The organism is Sphingobium sp. TKS (assembly GCF_001563265.1).
Taxonomy (GTDB): domain Bacteria; phylum Pseudomonadota; class Alphaproteobacteria; order Sphingomonadales; family Sphingomonadaceae; genus Sphingobium.
This window is the reverse complement of the sequence record NZ_CP005084.1, coordinates 158,749-182,471: the sequence shown is the minus strand read 5'-3', so window position 1 is coordinate 182,471 and position 23,723 is coordinate 158,749. Positions and strand designations below refer to the sequence as shown.

21 protein-coding genes are annotated in these 23,723 nt (G+C 62.3%); 10 read left to right on the top strand and 11 right to left on the bottom strand.

Translation table 11 applies throughout. The features are described 5' to 3' along the window. The first annotated feature begins 311 nt into the window (after nucleotides 1-311). Nucleotides 312-725, top strand: coding sequence for a nuclear transport factor 2 family protein (locus tag K426_RS21805; protein WP_066562346.1), 414 nt, complete (start codon nucleotides 312-314; stop codon nucleotides 723-725). Between the two features lie 498 nt (nucleotides 726-1,223). Next, nucleotides 1,224-1,907 (top strand): VOC family protein, encoded by a 684-nt coding sequence (locus tag K426_RS21800; RefSeq protein WP_066562344.1) that lies wholly within the window; start codon nucleotides 1,224-1,226, stop codon nucleotides 1,905-1,907. A 64-nt stretch (nucleotides 1,908-1,971) separates the two neighbouring features. Here the strand turns inward: K426_RS21800 and K426_RS21795 are convergent, their stop codons facing one another. The 4 genes from K426_RS21795 to K426_RS30510 are packed head-to-tail and all read right to left on the bottom strand — an operon-like array spanning nucleotide 1,972 to nucleotide 6,882. Next, entirely contained in the window at nucleotides 1,972-2,757 is a 786-nt protein-coding gene (locus tag K426_RS21795) for a polysaccharide deacetylase family protein (RefSeq protein ID WP_066562343.1), read from the bottom strand. Between the two features lie 10 nt (nucleotides 2,758-2,767). Further along, nucleotides 2,768-3,676 (bottom strand): fumarylacetoacetate hydrolase family protein, encoded by a 909-nt coding sequence (locus K426_RS21790; protein WP_066562341.1) that lies wholly within the window; start codon nucleotides 3,674-3,676, stop codon nucleotides 2,768-2,770. A gap of 19 nt (nucleotides 3,677-3,695) precedes the next feature. After that, nucleotides 3,696-5,006, bottom strand: a complete 1,311-nt coding sequence (gene eno / locus K426_RS21785; RefSeq protein ID WP_066562340.1) for a phosphopyruvate hydratase — start codon at nucleotides 5,004-5,006, stop codon at nucleotides 3,696-3,698. Beyond that, nucleotides 4,999-6,882 (bottom strand): NAD(P)-dependent oxidoreductase, encoded by a 1,884-nt coding sequence (locus tag K426_RS30510; RefSeq protein WP_082748984.1) that lies wholly within the window; start codon nucleotides 6,880-6,882, stop codon nucleotides 4,999-5,001. The genes eno and K426_RS30510 overlap by 8 nt, the downstream gene beginning before the upstream one ends. A gap of 112 nt (nucleotides 6,883-6,994) precedes the next feature. Here K426_RS30510 and K426_RS21775 point away from each other — a divergent pair, with 112 nt between their 5' ends. After that, complete coding sequence (locus tag K426_RS21775; protein WP_197672822.1) at nucleotides 6,995-8,020, top strand: LacI family DNA-binding transcriptional regulator; 1,026 nt, start codon at nucleotides 6,995-6,997, stop codon at nucleotides 8,018-8,020. Here the strand turns inward: K426_RS21775 and pyk are convergent. The 3 genes from pyk to K426_RS21765 all read right to left on the bottom strand — a co-directional run bounded on the left by pyk (nucleotide 8,017) and on the right by K426_RS21765 (nucleotide 10,615). Continuing rightward, nucleotides 8,017-9,486 (bottom strand): pyruvate kinase, encoded by a 1,470-nt coding sequence (pyk, locus tag K426_RS21770; RefSeq protein WP_066563757.1) that lies wholly within the window; start codon nucleotides 9,484-9,486, stop codon nucleotides 8,017-8,019. The two genes, K426_RS21775 and pyk, sit on opposite strands and share 4 nt — an antisense overlap. A gap of 2 nt (nucleotides 9,487-9,488) precedes the next feature. Continuing rightward, on the bottom strand, nucleotides 9,489-9,638 hold the full coding sequence (locus K426_RS31850; RefSeq protein WP_158511761.1) for a hypothetical protein: 150 nt from the start codon (nucleotides 9,636-9,638) through the stop codon (nucleotides 9,489-9,491). 119 nt (nucleotides 9,639-9,757) lie between these two features. After that, nucleotides 9,758-10,615, bottom strand: a complete 858-nt coding sequence (locus K426_RS21765; RefSeq protein WP_197672821.1) for a fumarylacetoacetate hydrolase family protein — start codon at nucleotides 10,613-10,615, stop codon at nucleotides 9,758-9,760. 254 nt (nucleotides 10,616-10,869) lie between these two features. Between K426_RS21765 and K426_RS21760 the strand changes: the two genes are divergently transcribed. Further along, on the top strand, nucleotides 10,870-11,469 hold the full coding sequence (locus tag K426_RS21760) for a TetR/AcrR family transcriptional regulator (RefSeq protein ID WP_158511760.1): 600 nt from the start codon (nucleotides 10,870-10,872) through the stop codon (nucleotides 11,467-11,469). Between the two features lie 101 nt (nucleotides 11,470-11,570). Here the strand turns inward: K426_RS21760 and maiA are convergent, their stop codons facing one another. From maiA to hmgA, 3 genes are read right to left on the bottom strand one after another with little or no spacing between them, the layout of a single operon-like run. Next, complete coding sequence (maiA, locus tag K426_RS21755) at nucleotides 11,571-12,218, bottom strand: maleylacetoacetate isomerase (RefSeq protein ID WP_066562338.1); 648 nt, start codon at nucleotides 12,216-12,218, stop codon at nucleotides 11,571-11,573. After that, a complete protein-coding gene (gene fahA / locus K426_RS21750; RefSeq protein ID WP_066562337.1) occupies nucleotides 12,215-13,516 on the bottom strand; it encodes a fumarylacetoacetase in 1,302 nt (433 codons plus the stop codon). Before fahA ends, maiA begins: the two co-directional genes overlap by 4 nt. After that, nucleotides 13,513-14,820, bottom strand: coding sequence for a homogentisate 1,2-dioxygenase (hmgA, locus tag K426_RS21745; protein ID WP_066563754.1), 1,308 nt, complete (start codon nucleotides 14,818-14,820; stop codon nucleotides 13,513-13,515). The genes fahA and hmgA overlap by 4 nt, the downstream gene beginning before the upstream one ends. 110 nt (nucleotides 14,821-14,930) lie before the next feature. Here hmgA and K426_RS21740 point away from each other — a divergent pair, with 110 nt between their 5' ends. Further along, the gene (locus K426_RS21740; RefSeq protein WP_066562336.1) at nucleotides 14,931-15,386 is read left to right on the top strand and encodes a MarR family winged helix-turn-helix transcriptional regulator; all 456 of its coding nucleotides are present in this window, start codon (nucleotides 14,931-14,933) and stop codon (nucleotides 15,384-15,386) included. Between the two features lie 8 nt (nucleotides 15,387-15,394). Here the strand turns inward: K426_RS21740 and K426_RS21735 are convergent, their stop codons facing one another. After that, entirely contained in the window at nucleotides 15,395-16,288 is an 894-nt protein-coding gene (locus K426_RS21735) for a LysR family transcriptional regulator (RefSeq protein ID WP_066562331.1), read from the bottom strand. A gap of 97 nt (nucleotides 16,289-16,385) precedes the next feature. On the opposite strand from K426_RS21735, the gene K426_RS21730 reads away from it, so the two are divergent. The 5 genes from K426_RS21730 to K426_RS21710 all read left to right on the top strand — a co-directional run bounded on the left by K426_RS21730 (nucleotide 16,386) and on the right by K426_RS21710 (nucleotide 23,672). Next, a complete protein-coding gene (locus K426_RS21730; protein ID WP_066562329.1) occupies nucleotides 16,386-16,994 on the top strand; it encodes a TetR/AcrR family transcriptional regulator in 609 nt (202 codons plus the stop codon). 345 nt (nucleotides 16,995-17,339) lie between these two features. Further along, nucleotides 17,340-17,717, top strand: a complete 378-nt coding sequence (locus tag K426_RS21725) for a hypothetical protein (protein ID WP_066562327.1) — start codon at nucleotides 17,340-17,342, stop codon at nucleotides 17,715-17,717. A 5-nt stretch (nucleotides 17,718-17,722) separates the two neighbouring features. Then, nucleotides 17,723-18,973 carry an efflux RND transporter periplasmic adaptor subunit gene (locus K426_RS21720; RefSeq protein ID WP_066562321.1) on the top strand — a complete coding sequence of 417 codons (1,251 nt, stop codon included), beginning with the start codon at nucleotides 17,723-17,725 and terminating at the stop codon, nucleotides 18,971-18,973. 95 nt (nucleotides 18,974-19,068) lie between these two features. After that, nucleotides 19,069-22,254 (top strand): efflux RND transporter permease subunit, encoded by a 3,186-nt coding sequence (locus K426_RS21715; protein WP_066562319.1) that lies wholly within the window; start codon nucleotides 19,069-19,071, stop codon nucleotides 22,252-22,254. Between the two features lie 11 nt (nucleotides 22,255-22,265). Continuing rightward, nucleotides 22,266-23,672 carry an efflux transporter outer membrane subunit gene (locus tag K426_RS21710; RefSeq protein WP_066562317.1) on the top strand — a complete coding sequence of 469 codons (1,407 nt, stop codon included), beginning with the start codon at nucleotides 22,266-22,268 and terminating at the stop codon, nucleotides 23,670-23,672. Nucleotides 23,673-23,723: the final 51 nt, after the last annotated feature.

Here is a 23,723-nt window from a genome sequence, read left to right as displayed (position 1 = left end):
AACCGCAGCGCGGGCTGGAAAAGGCCACGGCACCATGGTCCACCGAGGTCATCCTTATCGCTGGAGAGCATTGAGCCGGGAGCTTCATACATTCTCTCGCGACCGCCGCTGACTCCCCAGCGATTCGCTTGCTTAAACTGAGGGAATAATCAGTCAATAAAAATTTTACAAGAAACTAAAATCTTTCGAAATGCTTGCAACAAGGCATTTCCATTTGACCTCGTCCCGCATCCATGTTCATATATTTGAGGATATCGTCAGATAATTTATAGGCGATATGCCCACCCCATTCTGAACATAGGAGACAGGATATGAGCCTGGAGGGCAACAAGAAGGTCGCGCTCGAATTCTTTGACGCTGTTGCAAGCGGCGACACAGCCCGGATGGGCGCACTCATGACAGACGATGCGACTTGGTGGGTGATCCCGTCGACGGTATTTTCCGGCCTGCATCAGAAGAACGATTTCTTGGCGATCGTGCCGCAGCTCTTTGCCGAAGCGGACGGCCCCTTCACCTTTCGCTTCGACGACATCACGGCTGAAAACAATCGCGTCGCGATCACCGCCAAGGGACATATTCTCATGAAGAGCGGCAAGGCCTATTCGAGCGACTATCATTTCCTGCTGTTTTTCCGCGACGGGAAGATATCCGCCGGCAAGGAATATATGGATTCCGCTCATGTGGGCGAGGTGTTCGGCTTCCCCGAAGCCACCGTCGCGGCCTAATCGGAACGGCTTGAGGACGCGAATTCAGCATTCGAGCGCGGCTTGTCGCCTTTGAGAGCGCAATCCCGTGCGCCCCGAGTCCGCTTGTCCGGCCATCTCCTGCTCAACCTCCAGAAAGCACAGGATTGAGGACGAGCCTCCCCATGAAAGCGAACAGTCGCCGTATAATTTGAGTAATTATTCACTTTTTTTGGCTTTTATCAAGCCATAACAGGCCAGGAAGAAGGGAATTCCGGCTCCCATCCTCCAATGAAAGCAAGGCTTCCAAATAGCCCATCCTTCATTGATTGGCCGTATCCGGCAATCGATTCGTGGGAGAAATTTATTTATATATTTTTGAAATTTCAACATAATTTATCTATTTTCATTACTTCGCAGAAGAACGGACCCGACTGAAATCGCTCCGGACGCGCCGGCACTTGACATCATACCGCAGAAATTCGATATAAAAGACTGAGGATTCATTCAGTTTTCTATTCCACCCTTAGGAGAGATATCATGGTCAACGACGGCATCGTACTCGATATCAAAAAACCGGTCAGTCGCGACCGCGCCAAATTGCAGGAAATCCGCGACACCCGTCGGGCGAAAACGACGGTAGCGCGCTTGCATCACCATGCGTTGCGGACCAACAAGATGGAAGAAACCCGGCACTTCTACGAGGATATTCTCGAGATGCCGATGGTGACCGCTTTTAAGGAAATGATCGATCCGACGCGCGGCCTTCCCACTCCCTATCTCCATTGTTTCTTCGAGATGAAGGACGGCAGCTGCCTGGCCTTCTTCGAGTTCGCGAACAATGCGCGCGGCGAGGCGCCTAAGACACCCCAGGATGCGTTCGATCATCACGTCGCGGTGTCCGTTCCGGATTTCAGGGACATTGACCGCTTCATGAAGAAGCTCGAAGGGGAAGGTTATCCGATTGCGGGCATCGACCATGGATTCTGCTACTCGGTTTATGTCCGGGATCCGAACGGCATGCTGATCGAGCTTGTCACCGATCCTGAAAACGAGATCGAGATCAACGAGGAATATGCACGGGTCGCCCATGAGGAACTCGAGCGCTGGAACCGCGGTGATTACTCGGCGAACAACGAAGAGCGCAATAGCGGTGTATACCCCCTTCCCACCTCCTCGTTCGACGATCTTATGAAGGTTCTTCCCGACGATCGCCCGCAATAAGCCGACGGAGCGCAGCGAAGGCCGGGACCGCCGATCAATCCCGGCCTTCTTGGAACGATGAGAATTAAGCGCAGATTCCGTTGCCGGACAATATTCGCGCCGCCTCGTTCGCGGTAACGACATCTATGGCGGCCGAGCGCTCGGCATATTCCAGTATCTCGCGCAGAGCTTGACTTCTCTCCTCCGTTTCGCAGGAGACGAAGGCGTGGAAGATAAAGGTTTGAAACCCGCCATCCTCCTCGAGCTTGCGCAGCTTTCCGAGAAAATTTTCCTTCATCTGCGCAGGAGACTGCGGACCAGCCGGATGCATGGCATAATGGAAATAGTCGATGGACGACCATTGCCAGGGCAGGTTCGGAAAATCGCCCTCCAATATGTGCGGTGCTGGCGCCAGAGCGTCTTGCGGATCATCGAACCCATGTTCGACGCTGCTGTCATACAAAAGGCCGAGACGACGCAGGATGGGCAAAACATGAGGCCCGCGCCATCCCCCAGGAGCTCGGAATCCGAGGGGCGTAATGCCGATGCGCCTGAACGCCGCATACGCATCCAGGAGAACCCGCTCGACGTCAACCTGTTCCAGGGAGCCGATCGCCTCATGGACCCACCCGTGCATGGCGACCTCGTGCCCTGCCTCGACCAGCCGCCGCACGGCTTGCGGGTTGTGCAGGGCGTTCCAACCTTCGATGAAGAAGGTTGCCTTGAGGCCAGTCTCCGACAGAAGGGCGATGGCCTCGGGATATCCGGCCGGTCCGAGGTCGTCGGAGCCGGGGCCCGCGGCCTCCCTTTTGCCGACGGCCTGGGCGCTGCCCATATTGTCGAAGGTGAGGCAGAGGATAGCCTTGGTCATCGCCCGTACCTCACGATGAAAGGCGCGTGGTGAGGATCCCAAGGCCTGCGATCTCGGCCCTCACTTCATCACCTGGTTTGAGATAAGTCCCGGATATGAGGCCGACCCCGGCCGGCGAGCCGGTGAACAGCATGTCGCCGGGTTCGATCGTCATGTGCCGGCTTATCCATTCGATGAGTTCGGGAATCGACCAGATCATCTGATCGGAGTTGGAGTCCTGCTTGAGTTCTCCGTTCACCCAAAGTTTCATGCCTAGGTTCGAGGAGTCCACGAACTGGGCCGGCACGAAAAGCGGACCCACCGGGCTCGCTCCGTCGAAAGCCTTGCCTGCGAAGAGATCGAACTCACGCATGTGGCGCTTGCTGTTCTGCCAATCGCGTGCTGACAGGTCGACACCGACGGCATAACCGGCAATGTAGTTCATCGCTTCTGCGCGAGGAATGGCGCGGCCGGATTTACCGAATATCACGACAAGCTCGACCTCCCAATCGAGCTGCTGGGTTTGGATCGGGAACGCCAGTTCCTGCCCGGATGCGGCCTGGGCACCCTGATGCTTGAGAAATAGAAGAGGATCGAGCGACTCTTTGTCGAAATCGGTAATCCCCAGATCGATGCGCAGATGGTCGTAATAGTTCAGACCCGCGAAGATGAGCTTCGAGGGGTGGGTGACGAGGCGCTGGAACGCCCCGTCGTCCGGTTTGGGCAAGGCAGCCTGATCGCAACCCGCCAGCGAAGCTGCTATGTCATCGAGGATGGTGGTCGACCTGTCCCAGTTCTGGAGCAATGACAGAATGCCGCCAGATGCGTCGACCTGAAGGTCGGGCGCCGCTTTGGACAGATCGTAGAATGCGCCGCCGGTCTCCAGCGCAACCACCGGCCGACCGCCGCTCTCGACCACCGACAATGCATAATTGGTCATGATGCTTTCCTTGTCCTTATTAGGCCGCGACCTTGGGCCGGATGCCGGCCAAGGTCTCACGTCCTGCAAACGGTAGCTCCGCTGCCGCTTCGATGCGAAGCAGCTGATTATATTTCGAAAGGCGCTCGGAGTTGCGGGTGGACCCGATCTTGATCTGACCGGCTCCCGATCCCACGGCCAGATCGGAAATGAAGGCATCGTCGGTCTCGCCCGAGCGGGCAGAGACGATCGTGGAATAGCCAGCGGCCCACGCTGCCCGCATCGCCGCGAAAGTCCCGCTCAGCGTGCCGTTCTGATTGACCTTGATGAGGGCCGCATTGGCGACGTTTTCGACAGCGCCGCGCGTGATCCGTTCAGGATTGGTGGCGAAAAGATCGTCACCCAGCAGTTGGATGTTACCCAGTTTCGAGGTGATCTGCGCCCAGTGGATCCAGTCGTCCTGATCGAGCGGATCTTCGATCGAAACGATCGGATAGTTGTGGGCGAGCTTGACGATATAGTCGACCATCTGGACACCGGAATAAGTTTCACCCTGGCGGGCGAGATTGTATAGACCTTCCTGACACAGTTCGCTCGATGCTACATCGAGTGCGATGGCGATATCAACGCCCGGTTCATATCCAGCCGCCTTGAAGGATTCGACCATGAGGTCGAGAGCTTTCTCGGCCGTTTCCAGGCCCGGGCTCAAGCCGCCCTCGTCGGCGAGAAGAACCGGCAGGCCATGACGGGCGGAGAGTTGTGCCGCGGTCGCGCGCACCTCGTTGACCATCGTCAGTGCTTGCGCATAGTTGTTCGCGCCGATGGGGATCGCGAGGAAGTCCTGGATATCCATGCCGCGGCCCGCGTGCGCGCCACCGCTAAGGATATTCGTCATCGGTATGGGCATCGACAGCGGGCGATCGCCGAGCAGGTCGTTGATGTAGAGATGAAGCGGTCGGCCGGCGGCGATGGCGCCCGCTCGACATATGGCGAGCGATGTGGCCAGTACGGCATTGCCGCCCAAGCGGCTGAAATTCGATGTTCCGTCAAGATCGGTCATCGTGGCGTCGATGCCGGCCTGGTCGTTCACGGCGAAACCCTTGAGGGCCGGAGCGATCTCGTTGGCGACATTCGTTACCGCCTTCGCGACGCCGAGCCCGGCGAACTGGAGAGGATCGCCGTCGCGCAATTCTACCGCTTCGTGGCGGCCTGTTGACGCGCCCGACGGTGCGCACGCCCGTCCGACCGTGCCGTCGCTCAGAATGACATCGGCTTCGATAGTTGGACGACCACGCGAATCGAGTATCTGACGGGCGACCACCTGTTCGATGAGGCGGGAAGAATCAGGCATCAACATTCTCCAGATTTGCAAAGAAGGGGAGAGAGCGGGCGTTCGCATTTCCCCGCACCAGTTCCTTCGCCAGCATAGCCGTCGCGAGGACGTCGATCTGATCGAGATAGTCGATCGGAGACGGACCGAAGAGGCGAGTGGTCATGAGGCAACCCACGAGAGTGACGAGATCGCGGTCCCACGGTCCCGGATTTTCGGATCGATAGGCATCGGCGAACGCACTGGCTGCCTCGATGAACGCGTCGTGGTCGGCGCCCTGGCGGTGCGCCTTCAAAATCAGGTGCGAAAGGCAAAAGGCGATATCGAAGCGGGGATCGCCCCAATGGGCCACCTCCCAATCCAGGACTACGATATCCTGGCCGTCGGTTAGCAGATTCTTAGGGCTATAGTCGCCATGCACCAGCGCTTCGCGACGCTTGCGCATGCCCTCTGCGGCCGAAACTATGTCGTCGGCGATTTCGGGGCAACTTGCGGCGGTGCGCGCGAAGAAGGGCTCGATCCGAAGTTCTTCGAAATTCGTGACATCGTCAAACCTGCCGCGAATATCGTCGCGACCGGCAGAGTTCCTATGCATCCGCGCAAGGATGCGACCGGCCTGGGCGGCAACGGCGGGACAGACGTTTCCTGAGAGCAACTCCCCTTTCCAGTTCGTGAAGGGCGGGCCTACGAATTCCATCGCGAAGCTGTTATGCTCGGCATCGCTCCAGAGGATCTTCGGAACGGCGGCAGCTCCCATCAGCTCGGCGGCCGCTTCGAGGGCGGCGACTTCCGTATTCGACCGGTTCGGATCTGAGAACCAATCCGCTTTGACACGCAGCTTCGAGAGCGCATGTTTGATGACGATGGGGCCATATCCCTCGTCGATAACACGAATATCGCTTGCCACACCCCCTTCGAGGGCCGTCCCCGGTTCATTGCAGGGATGAGCTGGCTTCTCGCCTTGCAGGGCGCGAACGACATCCTCGCAGGCCCGTCTGCGCAACTCGACGAGCGATGCCGTCGACGAGAACGCGACATGGGGCGTCGCGATGATGCGAGGATCCTTGAGCAGTTCCGACGGGGGCGACGGCTCTCCTTCGATGACGTCCAATGCCGCCCCCGAAATCCAGCCCTCCGCCAGAGCGGCCAGAAGAGCGTCGTTATCGACCAGGCTGCCCCGACTGACATTGATAATAAGCGGCGTCCGCCGACAGGCCTTCAGGAAATCCCGATCGACAAGGTGATGCGTTTCGGCCGTCAAAGGCGCGTGAATGACGATCGCGTCGCACTCGGCCTGAATACGCTCGTGCGTCGCGGCCTGAGCGAACTCGTCTCCCTGGAAACTGCGCGATTGCCCCAGCACGGTGCAACCGAACGACGCCAGCTTGCGAGCAGTTTCGCGGGCGATCCTGCCATAGCCGATGAGCCCGACGATCAGATCGGCGGTGCGACGCAGATCCGCCTTGTCCGGCGACCATTCGCCCGCTTTCGTCGCGCGATCGAAAACCGAGATCCCCCGCGAATATGCCAGGAGCAGGGCGATCGCATGGTCGGACACTTCGCCCACGCAATAGTCCGGAACATTCGAGACCCACGCCCCGCGATCCGTTGCGGCCTGAACTGCGATGTTGTCGAGCCCAATACCGAGCCTCGTCACGATAGTGAGCCGTGTGGGATTGCTGATGGCCTGAGCCGACACCTGCGCCCAGCAAGTCATGATTGCCTGGGGATTGGCATCAGCGATCATGCGCTCGACCTCTTCCGGCGCCGGAGCTGTGACCGGCCCGGCGACGAGATCGATGTTCGCTTGGGCGAAAATCTCGGTTTCGATCGCCACGTCGGGCCACGGGTGATCGGTCAGCACAACCGTAGGCCGGCTATCGGACTTTGCAGGCACGTCTTCTCTCCAAAAATTTGCGCTATCGATAGCTCGATGTCTATGCCAAGTTTCTGAGTGAAGTGTCAATCAAATATAGACCGAACGAAGGCAGTCTTCGGATCCGAGGAACATGGGGAAGGAACCGGGCATGGTGGGCGCGAAGGAAATTGCAGCGATGCTCGGACTGTCGATCTCGACGATCGGACGCGCGCTTGCGGACGACCCCAGAATCAGTGCGGAAACGAAAGCGCGAGTACGCAAGGCCTGCGACCAGATGGGCTATGTCGGCAACCTGCCGGCACGGATGATGCGCGGCGGATCGAGCAACTTCATCGGCTTGGTTCTTCCGGACATCCGTAACGACTTCTACGCCTCAATCGCCCAAACTCTCTCCGAATGTTGCGATCGTAACGGGTTCCATGTCGCGCTTTCGATCACCAGCGACAATCGCGAAACCGAATATCGCCATCTTCGCGATCTGGTGGGCGCTCGAGTCGCAGGTACGATCATCGTACCTACCGCCGCCCCGCGACGCGATAGCGTGGCGCTGCTGAAACGGGCTCCTCATGTCCAGATGTTGCGGAAACTGCCCGGCGTGGGCGGCGCGTGGTTCGGGATCGATGACGAAGCGGCGCTTTACGACGCGGCAGATCATCTTCTCAGGCTGGGGCACCGGCGAATCGCCTACATAGGCGTGTCCGACCGGCGATCGACATCAATGGACCGACTGCGCGGGGTTAGGCGCGCTTATGCGGCGCATCGGGCGGACGCGGAGCTGCTGAGCGTATATCTGGGTCCGTCGAACGCAGAGGCAGGCGAGCAGGCTTTCGAACAGATCTTGAACGCTTCGCCCCGTACCTCAGCGATACTCTCAGCTTCCGTTCATGTTACGCACGGCGTGCTTCGGGCCATTCGGTCGCGCAACATAGACATCCCCGGCGAGATGTCATTCGTGGGTTTCGGCGATCCTGAATGGTATTCTTGGTGGGGTCCGGGTCTGACCACCGTGCAGTTGCCCGTACAATCCCTCGCAACCAGTTGCGGACTTTGGTTTCTGGACACGCTGCGGGAGGGTTCGGAACAAGCCTTACAGGCCGATCACCAGTCGACCAGCGCCGCCCAACTCGTAGTCCGCGGATCGACAGGCCGACGCTAGCTCGCCGGCCCATCCCCGCGGTCGTCCAGTTCGTTTCCGTTCAGCAATGCCACGTGAAGCATGTTCGTGGAACCGGGAATGCCGAACGGAACCCCGGCCACGATCACGATACGGTCGCCCCCCTTCGCCATCCCGCAGCGCAAAGCCATGCGTTTGGCCTTGGCGATCATGCTTTCGAAATTTTCGACGTCGTTCGTCTGGACGGCATGAACGCCCCACAACAACCCCGCCCGGCGGGCCGTATCTCTCTTGGGGGTGAGGACCAGCAAGGGTACTGGCGGCCGCTCCCGAGAAATGCGCCGAGCTGTCGAACCGGAAAGGGTGAAACATACGATGAGCGAGGCATTGACGGTGCCGGCGATCTGCGATGCACCCGCGGCGAGCGCGTCCGCGGTGGTCGCATTGGGCAGGGTCCGGATAAAGTGAAGCCTTCCGGCATAGCCATGGTCGCGCTCGACGGCCTGGGCGATGCTATCCATCATTCCGACGGCCTCGCGCGGCCATTGCCCAGCCGCCGACTCGGCCGACAGCATGACAACGTCAGCGCCGTCGTAGATTGCGGTGGCCACGTCCGAGACTTCCGCCCGCGTGGGCGTGGGTGCAACGATCATCGATTCGAGCATCTGCGTCGCGACGACCACCGGTCGTCCCAATATGCGTGCCGTTTCGACGATCTTTTTCTGCATGCCGGGAACAAGGTGGGGCGGCACTTCGACCCCTAGATCGCCCCGCGCCACCATGACGGCGTCGGAGAGCTCCAATATCTCTTCGGCGCGCTCGACGGCCGCCGGCTTTTCGATTTTCGCCATGAGGGAAGCCCGGCCCGCAATGAGCTTTCTCGCTTCGGCGATATCCTCGGGCCGCTGCACGAAGGAAAGCGCGATCCAGTCGGCCCCCTGTTCGCATGCGAATTCCAGATCGCGACGGTCTTTGTCCGTAAGAGCCGTCATAGGAATGACGACGTCAGGAACGTTGAGACCTTTGCAGTTGGAAAGGCGGCCGCCGGTTTCCACGACGGTGTCGGCGCGCGTCGCATCGCAGGCCTCTACCCGAAGGGCCAGCTTTCCATCATCCAGGAGGAGCCGCGCACCAGGAACAAGCGCCTGAAGTATCTCGCGATGGGGTAGGTGCACCCGCGTTTCGTTCCCCGATGCCGGGTCACTGTCGAGGACGAACTTGGCACCTTTTTCGAGGAGGATCGCGCCATCCTGGAAATTGCCGATCCGCAATTTGGGGCCCTGAAGGTCGAACAGGATCGTCGTCGCACGCCCGTGCGTCTTCTCAATGCCTCGGATCGCCGCAACGATCGCGACTTTATCCTCTTGCGTACCATGGCTCATATTGATCCGGAATGCGTCCGCACCCGCTTCGAACAGTTCCGTAATTATTTCCGGAGTCGCGCTCGCCGGACCGAGGGTTGCCAGCACTCTCACATTGCGAAACCGGGGATTGGCTCGATGTTCCATCATCATTCTCCATCGGGCGTAGCCCGCCGCCCCGCACCGATCCCGGCGGAGGCGAGCGCCTCGCTTGCGGCAGACCGGATCAGCTGCTCGAGGCTGAGCGCGTCATGCTTTCCGAACTTGGCATGACCCCATCCGACGATAACTGGTTCCATTTCTGCATTCCTCTCTGCCCCTCGGGGTCAGCATAGGTTTGAAACGATTTGCCCCGTCGGATCGGTGTGCAGCCCGAACCCGACGAGACCCCGCATGCGCAGCGGGTTTCCGGGATCGGTCAGCCCTCCGGCACGACTCGATGTTTCTGCTTTCCAAGATCGTCCACGCCTAACGCAACTATGTCCCCGGGCCGAAGATACATGCGCGGATCCATGCCAAAGCCCACACCCGCCGGCGTTCCGGTGAGGATAACGTCGCCAGGAAGCAAGGTCTGGAACTTGCTTATATGTGCGATGCATTCAGCGACGCTGAAGATCATCTCGCTCGTCGAGGCATCCTGGCGAATGTCCTGATTGACCGTAAGCCAGATGTGAAGCGACTGCGGATCGACTACATCTTGCGGCGTCACCAGCCATGGTCCAAGGGGGGTAAAGCTGTCGTAGCTCTTCCCTTTATTGTGCAGCCCACCATGACTGAACTGCCAATCCCTTTCGGAGATGTCGGCGGCCACCATGTACCCGCCAATATAATCGTAGGCGTCTTCGAGGGCGATGTGACGGCCACGCTTCCGTACGACTACGGCAAGTTCCGCTTCCCAGTCTAGCGCTTCGGCCCCTTGGCCCAGAAGAATGTCATCATATGGACCCGATATGGAGCCTAGAGCCTTTTGGAACAGCATCGGGAAATCGGGAATGGCCATATTTGCCTCGGCTGCATGATCCCGGTAGTTGAGTCCTATACCCAGAAGCTGGGATATTCCGGATATCGGTGCGGCAATTCGAATGTCTCCGTCCACTTTGGGCAGCTTTGCCGGGTCGAGGGCAGCGAGAATATGCTGCCATTCGTCCGACAGATGCTCGACGGTCCAGTCGGTGACCAAGGGCGAGATAGCGCGAAGATTGCCTTCGCCGTCAACAATGCCGGCCTTCTCTCGTCCCGGCTCTCCATACCGCACCAACCGCATATCCGTCTCCATATTTCTGAATTAATCCTCAGTATTACCTCGATCGCATTTTGTCCAGAGCCAGCCGCCCTCTTCGTGTCGTGTTCTGATTGAACCTTCATTCCGATCTTGCTAGGGAACATCGGAACACGGAACCGAGGGGGCGTATGGCCAAGGCAAAACCGATTGCAGCAGTGTCCGCAGAGCCGACGAACGAACCACGCCGAGCGAAGGGTGGCAGGAAGCTGACGGCGAGGCGCAAACTCATCGACGCCGCATATCGCGTCATGCGCACAAAGGGTCTTGAAAGCTCGACCATTGCGGAAATCGTCGAGGAAGCGGATGTCGGAGTCGGATCTTTCTACAACCATTTCACCTCGAAGGAAGAGCTTGCGCAGGCGGTCTTTTCGACGGTCGTCGAAGAATTCGGAGCGGCCCTCGAACAGGTCACTCGGAAACAGCCGAATGCGGCAATATCGACATGTTTCGCAATCCGGCGCCTTATCGAACAGGCAGAACGTGACCGCGCCTGGGCCGCATTCATCATTCAGCTCGAACCATCGTTGCAGATGCTCGACCGTTTGCTGCGCGATCATGCTCGCGTCGGCGTTCAGATGGGTGTCGATTCCGGAATGTTCCGCGTAGACGACGTCGAGTTCGCGATCACGGCGATCCACGCCGTCACCATCGCGATCGTGAAGGCGACGCTCGAAGGACAGATCACACACAAAGCAGCCCATCGCGCATCCGCTTTGCCGTTGCGTATGGTCGGCGTGTCGGAGGAAGAGGCCAACCGTCTTGCCGCGCTTTCGATGACGGCGCTGCGCAAAGAGGCGAGAACTACGGGCGGGAAGGATAGCCAGCCAAAGGAAGACAAGGCTCGCTGACTATCTTCTTGGTCACATCGGCTGGTGGGCTTCCTGTCCGCGATGCTATCGAGCGACGCCAAGGAGGTGCCCGCCGGTCGCCGTCAGCCGCGCTTCGTCGCTCATTGCTGGTCGGCATCGGGCTGGACGGAAGGATGCGCCGCCGTAAAGGCATCCAGCGCCCGCGCTTTTTCCCCCGCCGCGACCAGCGCGGGAAAGGGCGAGAGATCGACCTTGAACCGCTCCGCCGAATAAAGCTGCGGCACCAGATAGCAGTCCGCCAGCCCCGGGCGGTCGCCAAAGGCAAAGCCCCGGCCATGCCGCGCCACCAATATTTCCAGCGCGGCGAAACCATCCTCGATCCAGCGAGCTATCCATTTGTCCAGCGCAGCCTGATCCGCGCCGAAATCACCTTTCAGCGCCTGCAACACGCGCAGATTGTTGAGCGGATGGATGTCGCAGCCGATCAGCGCGGCCATCGAGCGTGCAATCGCCCGCCCTTCCGCATCCGGCGGCAACAGTGGCGGTTGCGGCCAGCGTTCCTCGATCCACTCCAAGATCGCCGGGCTTTGCGTAAGCGCAAAATCGTCCGTCTCCACTGCCGGAACCAACCCTTGCGGCGCCAAGGCACGATAGCCCGCCTCGCGTTGCGCGCCGGTGCGCAGATCATGCGTCACCTGTTCATAGGCCACGCCCTTCAGGTTCAGCGCGATCCGCACGCGATAGGCGGCGCTCGACCGCCAATAGCCATGGAGTGTCAGCGCGCTCATCGGGCCGGCTCGATCACGGCCCGGCATTCCCCGAAGCCGATGGACACATAGCCGTCCGCCCGCGCCACCGCCTTGAGTGCCAGTTCGTCGCCATCCTCCAGAAAGGCCCGTTCCTCGCCGGTCGGCAGGACGATCTTCGTCTTGCCGCCCTCGGTCAGTTCCATGAGACTGCCATAGCTGTCCGGCGTCGGTCCGGAGAGCGTGCCCGTCCCCAGCAGATCGCCGGGATTGAGGTTGCAGCCATTGGAGGCATGATGGGTGACGATCTGCTGCGCGGTCCAGTACATGGACGAAGCTGGCCCGCGGGAAAGCCGCATCGGCGCCAGCCCCTGCGCTCGCATGCGCGCACTCGACAGATGGACCTCCAGTTCGATAGCCAGCGCGCCATGGGCCTGATCCCCCTCATCCCACAAATAGGGCAAGGGTTGCGGATCGCCCTCAGGCCGCTCTGGCTGGGCGATGCGGAAGGGCGCCATGGCCTCCGCCGTCACCACCCAGGGCGAGATGGTCGACTGGAAATTCTTGGCGAGAAACGGTCCCAAAGGCACATATTCCCACGCCTGAAAGTCCCGCGCCGACCAGTCGTTGAGCAGGCAGAAGCCCGCAATATGATCCGCCGCTTCGGCAATCGGCACGCGTTCGGCCAGCGCATTGCCCGCGCCAATCCAGATGCCCAGCTCCAGCTCATAATCCAGCCTTTGGCTTGGCCCCACAATGGGCACATCAGCATCGGGCGCCTTGCGCTGACCCTGCGGCCGCACCACCGGCACCCCTGAAGGACGGATCGAGGACGCCCGTCCATGATAGCCGATCGGCACATATTTATAATTGGGCAGTAATGGATTGTCGGGCCGGAACAGCTTGCCGATATTGGTCGCATGGTGAATGCCGACGTAGAAATCGGTATAATCGCCAATCGCGGCGGGCAGATGCAGCGCACAATCCGCCGTCCGGTGCAACAGGGGTTCAACCGCGTCCCGCTGCCCCGCATCGCTGAACAGCGCACTCAACCAGCGGCGCAGCGCCACACGGTCAGCCACCGGGAGCGCCATCAGCGCGTTCAGCGTCGTTCCGCCCAATGCGGACACCGCACCAGCGGGCAGCAATCCGGCCTCCGCAGCGGCGCGCAGATCGAATATCCGATCCCCGATCGCCACGCCGGCCCGCGCATCCCCGCCGGGCGGCGAGAAAATCCCGTAGGGCAGGTTCTGCACGGGAAAATCGGGATGCCCATCGGCCCCTTCCACCCAGCTCGACCGGGCCGGATCATGGGTTTCGTCGATCTGCGGAAAACTCATGCCCCCTCCTCGTCTCTTGAACCGGCCCCTTGCGGCAGTTGCGCCTTTGTGAAGCCCGACCAGCAATCATCATAGTCCAACTGGCAAAGCGGCGTTTCCATCGCGAAGCGGGTCGGATGGAAAGCGAAGCGGCTTTCGAACATGAAGGCCATGGTGTCGCTGATCCGATGCGGCCTCAACTCGGCGGCCACCGCGCCCTCATAGCTCGCCCGGTCCGGCCCATGTCCCGCCATGCAATTGTGCAGCGAAGCGCCACCCGGCGCAAACCCGCCCGCCTTGGCATCATAGACGCCGTGGATCAGTCCCATGAACTCGCTCATCACATTGCGGTGAAACCATGGCGGGCGGAATGTATCCTCCGCCACCATCCAGCGCGGCGGAAAGATCACGAAGTCGCAATTAGCCGTGCCCGCCCGGTCGCTGGGGGATGTCAGCACGGTGAAGATCGACGGATCGGGATGGTCGTAACTGACCGTGTTCATCGTGTTGAACCGCCGCAGATCATAGCGGCACGGCGCCAGATTGCCATGCCATGCCACCACGTCGAAGGGCGAATGGTCCTGCGTCGTCACCCATAGCCGTCCGGCGAATTTCTGGACGATCTCATGGGGCGTATCGTCATCCTCATACCAGGCGACGGGCGTTTCGAAATCGCGGGCATTGCCGAGCCCATTGGCGCCGATCGGTCCGAGTTCAGGCAGGCGGAACAAGGCGCCGTAATTTTCGCAGACATAGCCCCGCGCCGCGCCATCGGGCAGGTCCACCCGGAAACGCAGGCCACGTGGAATGAGCGCGATCTGTTCCGGCGCGACATCCATCACGCCCATTTCGGTGACGATGCGCAGCGTGCCCTGCTGCGGCACGATCAGCATCTCGCCATCGGCATTATAAAAGGCCCGCTTTTCCATCGAGCGGTTCGCGACATAGAGATGGACGGCCAGGCCTTCGCCACCCGCTGCATCGCCCGCGCCGCAATAGCTGGTCAGCCCGTCAATGAAATCCAATGGCCGCTCGGGCAGCGGCAGCGGATCCCAGCGCAGGCGGTTGGGCGTCGGCGGGACTTCATCAAACGGCCCGCTGCGCAACAGGCTCTCATATTCATAAGGGCGATAGGGCGGATGATTGGCCGCCGGGCGCAGGCGATAGAGCCAGCTCCGCCGATTCTCGCCGCGCGGCGCGGTGAAGGCGGTGCCGGACAATTGTTCGGCGTAAAGCCCATAGGGCGCATGTTGCGGCGAATTGCGGCCGACCGGCAGCGCGCCCGCCACCGCCTCCGTCGCGAAATGATTGCCGAAGCCCGCCATCATGGCTGCGTCGGGACGCCCGTGCTCCTCCATCCTTCACGACTCCAATGGTATCAATTGTTACCATCATAGCGCTTTGCCGATGAAGTATCAAATGTTACCATTTGGGCATGACCGCCAAGACGCTGCGCCTCGACCAATTCCTTCCCTACCGCCTCTCCTTCACGGCGGCGCTGCTAAGCGACACGATCGCGCAAAGCTATGAAACGCTGTTCGGCATCACCATAGCCGAATGGCGCGTCATCGCCTGGGTTGCGGAAAGGGGCAGCATCACCCAGCAACAGATTTGCGCCCAAAGCCGCATGGACAAGGTGACGGTCAGCCGCGCCGCCATCGCCCTGACGGAGCGAGACCTGCTCCATCGGCTGCCCAATCCGGAGGACCGCCGATCCCATCTGTTGGCACTCACGGCGGAGGGGCAGCGGCTTCACGCAGCCATCGCCCCCAAGGCGCTGGAACTGGAAAGCGGAGTCTTCTCCCATTTCAGCGCGGAAGAAATCGACGCCTTTACCACCATGCTCCGCCGAATCGATGCTATCGTGCTTGGCGAGCGGGAGGGAGAATGATTGGGGATTTACCCCTCGCTCCGTCCTGAAATATCCCGCGCCACGGTCAACACCGCCTGCGCCAGCGGGCCCAGCGGCGCCCGATCGGAGACGATCACGCCGATCCGGCTCCCTTCCTCCGCATCGGGCAGCGCGAAGGTCCGCACCCAATCCAGCCCGTCCAGCAGCATCGCATGGCTATCCGGCACGATCGAACAGAGCCGCCCCTGGCGCACCAATGCAAACAGCGCGACATAGCTGTCCGCCGTCACCACCGGCCGCAACGCCAGCCCGCGCTCCCCCAGCCGCGCATCCAATATCCGCCGGTTCTGCATCCCCTGATGCAGCAGGCACAGCGGCAATCCAGCCACATCCTCCCAGTCCAACACCCGCTTTTCATCCAGCACGCCCTGCGCCGCCGCCAGCATGTAACGCTCGACATAAAGCGGCACCGCGAGCATGTGCGACGGCGGCTCGAAATCCAGATAAGTGAGGCCCGCATCCAGTTCGAATGCGGTCAATTCCCGCTCGATCTGGCGCGACGTCAGCGCCCGTACGGATATGTTCAGCCCCGGATGCCGCTCCAGCAGCGCCCCGACCAGCGGGCCGACGGCCGGCATCGCCGCCGGGATCGCCCCCAGTCGCAATTCGCCCTGCAACGGCCCCTTGGCGACCGCCGCCGCCTGCATCAGATTGTCCGCCGCCGCGACCAGTTGCTGCGCCCAGGGCAGGATCGCCAGCCCCTCCTCGGTAAGCCCGGCATAGCGGCGGTTACGCAGGATCAACCGCTTGCCAAGCTGCGCCTCCAGCGCGGAGATGCCCGCCGACAGCGTCGGCTGCGACACATGGCACGCCGCCGCCGCCCGCGCGAAATGCCCTTCCCTCTCCAGGGCCAGGAAATATTGAAGAAGACGGGTCTGCATGCGCTTCGCTCTCTTTTCCCGGCTGATAGGATAAAGTGATGCCCCATGTAACCCGGCTCTGGACGCTGGGCGCAAGCTTCACTATATACCGCTCGGTATGGAAACACAGACGCAGACAGCAAGGGGACGCCCGCGAGAGTTCGATCCCGAAGAAGCGCTCAGCGCCGCGCTCACCGTCTTCTGGCGGCGTGGCTATGAGGGTGCGTCCATGGCCGAGCTGACCGAGGCGATGGGAATCACCAAGCCCAGCCTCTATGCCTGTTTCGGCAACAAGGAATCGCTGTTCCGCAAGGCGCTCGACCTCTATGAGCGCGACAAGCTTTGCTACATGAAATCCGCGCTGGACGCGCCGACGGCGAAGGGCGTGGCCGAACGGCTGCTGCGCGGTTCGCTGGCGATCCAGACCGGCACGACCGATCCCCATGGCTGCCTGGGCGTCATCAGCGCCGTGGCCTGCACCACCCATGCGGATTCGATCCGCGACGATGTCATCGCCCGCCGCGCCTCTTCGGACGCGGCGCTCCTGGCGCGGATGGAACGCGCGCGGGATGAGGGCGACTTCCCCGACACGATCGAGCCGCAGGCGCTGGCCACCTATCTGACGACGGTGATGCAGGGCATGGCCGTGCATGCGAGCGCCGGAATGCCGCGGGAACGGCTGGAGCAACTGGTGGAGACCACGCTGGCCGTCTGGCCAGGCAAGTGACGGAAATCAGACATTTCCTGTATTAAATACCAAAAAATTACCAATCGGTACAAAAAGATTCTTGACCCCACTGCTGCACCGCATTATATACCAATCAGTATTGAATAGACCTGCTATCCAAAAGGGGTCATATGATGCGGACATTTCTTAAACTCTGTCGTCACTGACGACCTGAAGCGGCCAGCCCAACAGGGCGCCGCGACCTGACCATCATCCTATCGCTTGACGCGCGGCCATGGGTTGCGCGGCGGAGAGGTTTTTTCACGTTCGGCCGGGATGGCTCGCGGCGGACGGCATCATGTCGGCCCGAACCCCCGGCTGTGCATCGTTGACAGGGGAATAGCCATGGCATTTCTGCAACTTGCCACGCTTGCCGAAGATGGCGGGGCGATTGGCGCCACAAGGGCAGCAAGCTCCAGCTTCGCGCCCATCGAATGGCAGATCATCCAGTTGGCGCGCCGGGACGGACTGTCGTCCTTGCGCGCGCCGGACCGCTGGGACCGGCTGAAAAGCTGGATATTCGGGGAGCGCGCCAATCCGCGCCTCGCCAACAAGCGGCTGGAAAGCCTGCGCCGCCTGGCGGTCGACGCCTGGCATCGCGGATACACCGTCCGTCCCTCCTTCCTGAAGGCCTTCCTCCAGGCCGGTTTCAATGAAGGCCAGCTTGAAACGCTGCTGGCCAGCATCAGCGCGCAAAGGCGCTTTCAAGGTTCCCGGAGCTGACACTCATGAACATGCATACACCCATCGACGTCGACACCCGGTCGGCCACGCCCCTCGCCCGCTGGCGCAAGCGCCATGTTTCGCTGGGCGTGATCGCGCTGGCCATCGTCGGCGGCGTGACCTGGAAGATCGTCGACAGGCCCGAAGCGCAAGCCGCCGCCACCCCGCTGGTCACCGTGGGCGTCTCCGTCCCGCTGACCCGCACGGTGACGCAGTGGGACGAATATGTCGGCCGCTTCGCCCCCAGCCAGACGGTCGAAATCCGTCCCCGCGTGTCGGGTTCGGTGACCGCGATCCACTTCAGGGACGGCGATTATGTGCGGCAGGGGCAGTTGCTCTTTACCATCGACCAGCGGCCCTTCCTGGCGGCCCTGGCCGAAGCCCGCGCCAGTACCGCCAGCGCCCGCAGCGCATTATTGCTCGCGCAGAACGATTATAGCCGCGTCCAGCGCCTGACCGGCGATGAAGCCGTTTCCGCGAGCGAGGTAGACTCGCTCCGGTCCCGCCTGCAGGCCGCTCAGGCAGCCCTGGCGGGGGCGCAGGCCCGCGAGAGGCAGCGCGCGCTCGACATGGAGTTCACGCAAGTCCGCGCACCGATTTCGGGCCGCGTTTCCGACCGTCGCGTCGATATCGGCAATCTCGTCTCCGCAGGCGAGGGTGCGGGCGCGACGCTGCTGACCACGGTCAACAAGCTCGACCCCATTTATTTCAACTTCGACGCGTCCGAAGCGCTGTACCTGAAATCGCAGCGCGACAAGGGCAATGGCGGGGCAGTCGAGGTTCGGTTGCAGGACGAAGCGGATTACCAGCACAAGGGTCGTCTGGACTTCACCGATAACGGGCTCGACCCGCGTTCGGGCACGATCCGGGTGCGCGCTGTGTTCGACAATCCGGAGATGTTCCTGACGCCGGGATTGTTCGGAAACATGCGCCTCGCCAATGGCGGCAAGGTCAATGCCCTGCTGGTTCCGGATGAGGCCATCCAGTCCGATCAGGCGCGCAAAACCGTGCTGGTGGTCGGAAAGGACGACAGCGTTACAGCAAAGCCAGTCGAACTGGGGCCGGTGGTGGACGGGCTGCGCATCATCCGCGCGGGGCTGGCGCCCGGCGACCGGGTGATCGTGTCGAACATCCAGGCCGCCATGCCCGGCGCCAAGGTCGCTACGCGGCCAGCGGCGATCGAGGCGAGCCCGGCGCCGGTCAAGCCGACGGATGCGGCGGCGCCGACGGCGGCGCAGGCGACCTTCGCTCGCTGACCCAACCCCTTGGGACAGCACGGAGAATTATCCTGCGATCCGGCACTCCCCACCGGATCGCGTACCCCTTTTCACGCCATCGAGGAATTCGTCCGATGCGCCTCTCCCGTTTCTTCATCGACCGGCCGATCTTTGCCGCCGTGATCGCGGTGATCATCACCGTGGTCGGCGCGATCGCCTTCGTCGGTCTGCCCGTCTCGCAATATCCCGACATCGTGCCGCCCACGGTCACGGTCTCCGCCCAATATCCCGGCGCCTCGGCCGAAACCGTCGCGTCCACCGTCGCCGCACCGATCGAGCAGGAAATCAACGGCGTCGACGACATGCTCTATCAAAGCAGCCAGTCGACCGGCGACGGCAAGGTTACGATCACCGTCACCTTCAAGGTCGGCACCGATCTCGATGCCGCACAGGTGCTCGTTCAGAACCGCGTCGCCGTGGCCATTCCGCGCCTGCCCGAAGAGGTGCAGCGCCTGGGCGTCGTCACGCGCAAGACGACCCCGGAATTCCTGATGGTCGTCAACCTCCAGTCGCCCGACGGCACGTTCGACCGCAACTATATCTCCAACTATGCCCTCACCCAGGTCCGCGACCGGCTCGCCCGTCTCGACGGCGTGGGCGACGTGCAGCTTTTCGGCTCGCGCGACTATGCGATGCGCATCTGGATCGATCCCGACCGCGCCGCGGCGCTCAACCTGACGGCGGGCGAGATCGTCCAGGCTCTGCGCGCCCAGAATGTGCAGGTGTCCGCCGGTTCCATCGGCCAGCCGCCTTATGATAGGGGCGAAGCCTTCCAGCTCGGCGTCGAGATGCAGGGCCGCCTGACCGAACCTCAGCAGTTCGCAGACGTCGTCATCCGCACCGACGCCGATGGCCGCCAGGTGCGCGTGGGCGACGTCGCCCGCGTCGAACTGGGCGCGCAGGACTATGGCGTCAACACCTATCTGTCGAACAAGCCCACCGTCGTCATCGCAACGATGCAGCGCCCCGGCTCCAACGCGCTCGACGCGGCGGAGAAGGTGAAGGCGGAGATGGAACAACTGTCCAAGCGCTTCCCCAAGGGGCTGGAATATAGCGTCATCTACAATCCGACCGAATTCATCAGCCAGTCGATCGACGCCGTCTATCACACGCTGTTCGAAGCGGTGATCCTCGTCGTCCTGGTCATTCTGGTCTTCCTCCAGAACTGGCGCGCCGCCGTTATCCCGATCATCGCCATCCCGGTCTCGCTGATCGGCACGGCGGCGATCCTGGCGGGCCTTGGCTATTCGCTCAACAACCTGTCGCTCTTCGGGCTAGTGCTGGCCATCGGCATCGTCGTCGACGACGCCATCGTCGTGGTCGAGAATGTCGAGCGCAATATCGAGCATGGCATGTCCCCGCTGGAGGCCGCCCGCGTCTCCATGGACGAAGTCTCCACCGCCCTTATCGCCATCGTCCTCGTCCTGTGCGCGGTGTTCGTGCCGACCCTGTTCATCACCGGCATTTCGGGCGCCTTCTACCAGCAGTTCGCCGTCACCATCTCGACCGCGACGATCATCTCGCTGATCCTCTCGCTCACTCTGTCTCCGGCTGCGGCGGCGCTGTTGCTGAAGTCCAAGCATGGCGCGCATGATCTGGACAACGCCCCGCGCTGGCGCCGGATCGCGGCGCAGGCCGCCGACCGCTTCAATCGCGGTTTCGACCGGCTGAGCGCAGGCTATGCCCGCCTCACCCGCTTCCTCGTCGCGCGGCCCAGGAAGATGCTGCTGACCTATTCGGGCCTGATCGCCGCCACCATCGCCCTGTTCTGGGTGACGCCCGGCGGCTTCATCCCCGCGCAGGACCAGGGCTATTTCCTTGCCGTGGTGCAGCTTCCCTCCGGCGCATCGCTGGAACGCACCGACAAGGTGACGCGGGAGGTCGCGGCGAAGATCCTGCCCATCAGGGGGCTGCGCGGCGCGGTGATGTTCGCCGGTTTCCACGGCCCCTCGCAGACGCAGGCGCCCAACAGCGCCGCCATCTACTTCCCGTTCAAGACCTTCGCGGAACGTCGGCAAGAAGGCGCCACCTATGCCGGGATCATGGAGCAGGCTAACAAAGCCGTCGCCGGTTATGACAAGGCGCGCATCCTGCTCGTGCCGCCGCCGCTCATCCAGGGCATCGGTTCGGCGGGCGGCTATCGCCTGATGGTGCAGGACCGCGAGGATCATGGTTATGCCGAACTGAACAAGGTCGCGCAGGATTTCATCGCCAAGGCCAACAAGATGCCCGGCCTCAACATGGTCTACACCCTGTTCGACGTCGGCACCCCCCGCGTTTACGCGGATGTGGACCGCCGCAAGGCCGACCTGCTCGGTGTGCCGCCGGAACGCGTGTTCGAAGCGATGCAGGTCTATCTGGGCTCCGCCTTCGTCAACGACTTCAACCTGCTCGGCCGCACCTATCGCGTGACCGCGCAGGCCGATGCCGACCATCGCGGAACGGTGGCGGATATCGCCAATCTCAAGACCCGTTCGAACAGCGGGCAGATGGTCCCCATCGGTTCCGTCTCGACCTTCAAGGACAAGACCGGCCCCTATCGCGTGGTGCGCTACAATCTGCTCCCCGCAGTGGAGATCGACGGCGACACGGCGCCGGGCACCAGTTCCGGCCAGGCGCTGATGACCATGGAAAAGCTGGCCGACTCCACCCTCCCCGACGGCTATGGCAAGGAATGGACCGGCGTCGCCTATCAGCAGGTGATGGCAGGCAATACCGCAGGCATCGTCTTCGCCATGGCGGTCTTCTTCGTCTTCCTGGTGCTGGCGGCGCAATATGAAAGCCTGACGCTGCCACTCTCGATCATCCTGATCGTGCCGATGTGCCTGTTCGCGGCCATGCTGGGCGTGAACCTGCGGGGCATGGACAACAATATCCTGACGCAGATCGGCCTTGTCGTGCTGATCGCGCTGGCGGCGAAGAATGCCATCCTCGTGGTCGAATTCGCCAAGCAGGCCGAGGAAGAACAAGGCCTCTCGCCGGTCGACGCCGCCGTTCAGGCTGCCCAGACCCGCTTGCGTCCGATCCTGATGACCAGCTTCGCCTTCATCCTGGGCGCGGTGCCTCTGGTGATCGCGAGCGGTGCGGGCGCCGAACTACGGCAGGCGCTGGGTACGGCCGTCTTCTTCGGGATGACCGGCGTGACGGCGTTCGGCCTGCTCTTCACCCCCACCTTCTATGTCGTGTGCCGCGCATTGGGCGACCGCCTTTCCCACAAGGGGAAGGGTCAAGCTTCCGCCGCGCTGCAACCCGCCGAATAAGGAACGGCAAGATGATAAAGACCCTCCTCCCCCTTCTGCTGGGCGCATCGGCCTTGACCGCCTGCGCCGCAGGGCCGGACTATAAGGCTCCGGCCACCCCCACCACCGCTGCCGGAGCCTTCATCGGCACCGCCAGCCCGGCGGTCAGCGCCGCTGAGGCCGACGATCATTGGTGGCGGCTCTATAACGACGCGATGCTGGACGGGCTGGTGCAGGATGCGCTGAAGGCCAATACCGACATCCGCGTGGCTGTCGCCCGGCTCGAAAAGGCCCGCGCCCAGTTGCGCGGCGCCCGTTCCGACAAGCTGCCGCAGACGAGTTTGAGCGGTTCGCCCAGCTATGGCCGGGCCTCCGCAGCCCAGACCCTGCCGGGAGCCGACCGCGAGAACTGGACCGTCGATGCGGGCCTGAACGTCGCCTATGAGATCGACCTGTTCGGCCGCGTCAAGCGCAGCATCGAAGCCGCCAAGGGCGATCTCAGCGCGGCGGCGGGCGATGCCGACGCGGTGCGCGTGGCGGTGGCGGCGGACACGGTGCGCGCCTATGTCGACGCGACCAGCTCGGCCGAACGCCTCGCGGTCGCGCAGCAGACGGTGGCGCTGCTCGACAACAGCATCCGCATCACCAACGCCCGGTTCGAGGTGGGCCGATCCGACCGGCTGGACGTGATCCGGGTGACGGCGCTGCGCGACCAGCAGGCGGCGATCATCCCCAGTCTGATCGCGGACCGGGATGGTGCGCTCTTCCGCCTTGCGACCCTCACCGGCCGCACGCCGCAGGAGCTGCCCGCCACCATCCGCGACCAGAAGACGACGCCCGGCCTCAGCCAGCCCATTCCGGTGGGGGACGGGCGCGCCCTGCTCGCCCGCCGTCCAGACGTGCGCGCCGCCGAGCAGCGGCTCGCTGCCGATACCGCGCGCATCGGCGTGGCGACGGCGGACCTCTATCCACGCATCACGCTGGGCGGATCGATCGGCACGACGGCGATCGGCGGCGGCGATATATTCGGCGGCGGCCCGTTCCGCTGGCTGCTGGGGCCGCTCATCAACTGGGCCTTCCCCAATCAAGAAGCCAATCGCGCCCGTATCGCCGCCGCCAGGGCCGATGCAGACGGCTCGCTCGCGACCTTCGACGGCACGGTGCTGCGGGCGTTGGAGGAAACGGAGACGGCGCTGTCGGTCTATGCCCATGCGCTGGAGCGCCGCGATACGCTCAAGGCCGCCCGAGAAGCCGCCGACCGGGCGGCGCGCATCAGCCTTGCCCGCCAGCGAGAAGGGCAGATCGACTTCCTGACGGTGCTGGATGCGCAGCGGACGCTGGCGGCGGCGGAGAGCGATCTGGCGACGGCGAACCGCGCGGTAGCCTTCGCGCAGGTCGATCTGTTCAAGGCGCTTGGGGGCGGGTGGACGATAAGCTAGGCCGTAAACTCATTAATGTCGCGTTCGAGGTTTGAGGCAAAAAGGCCCAGC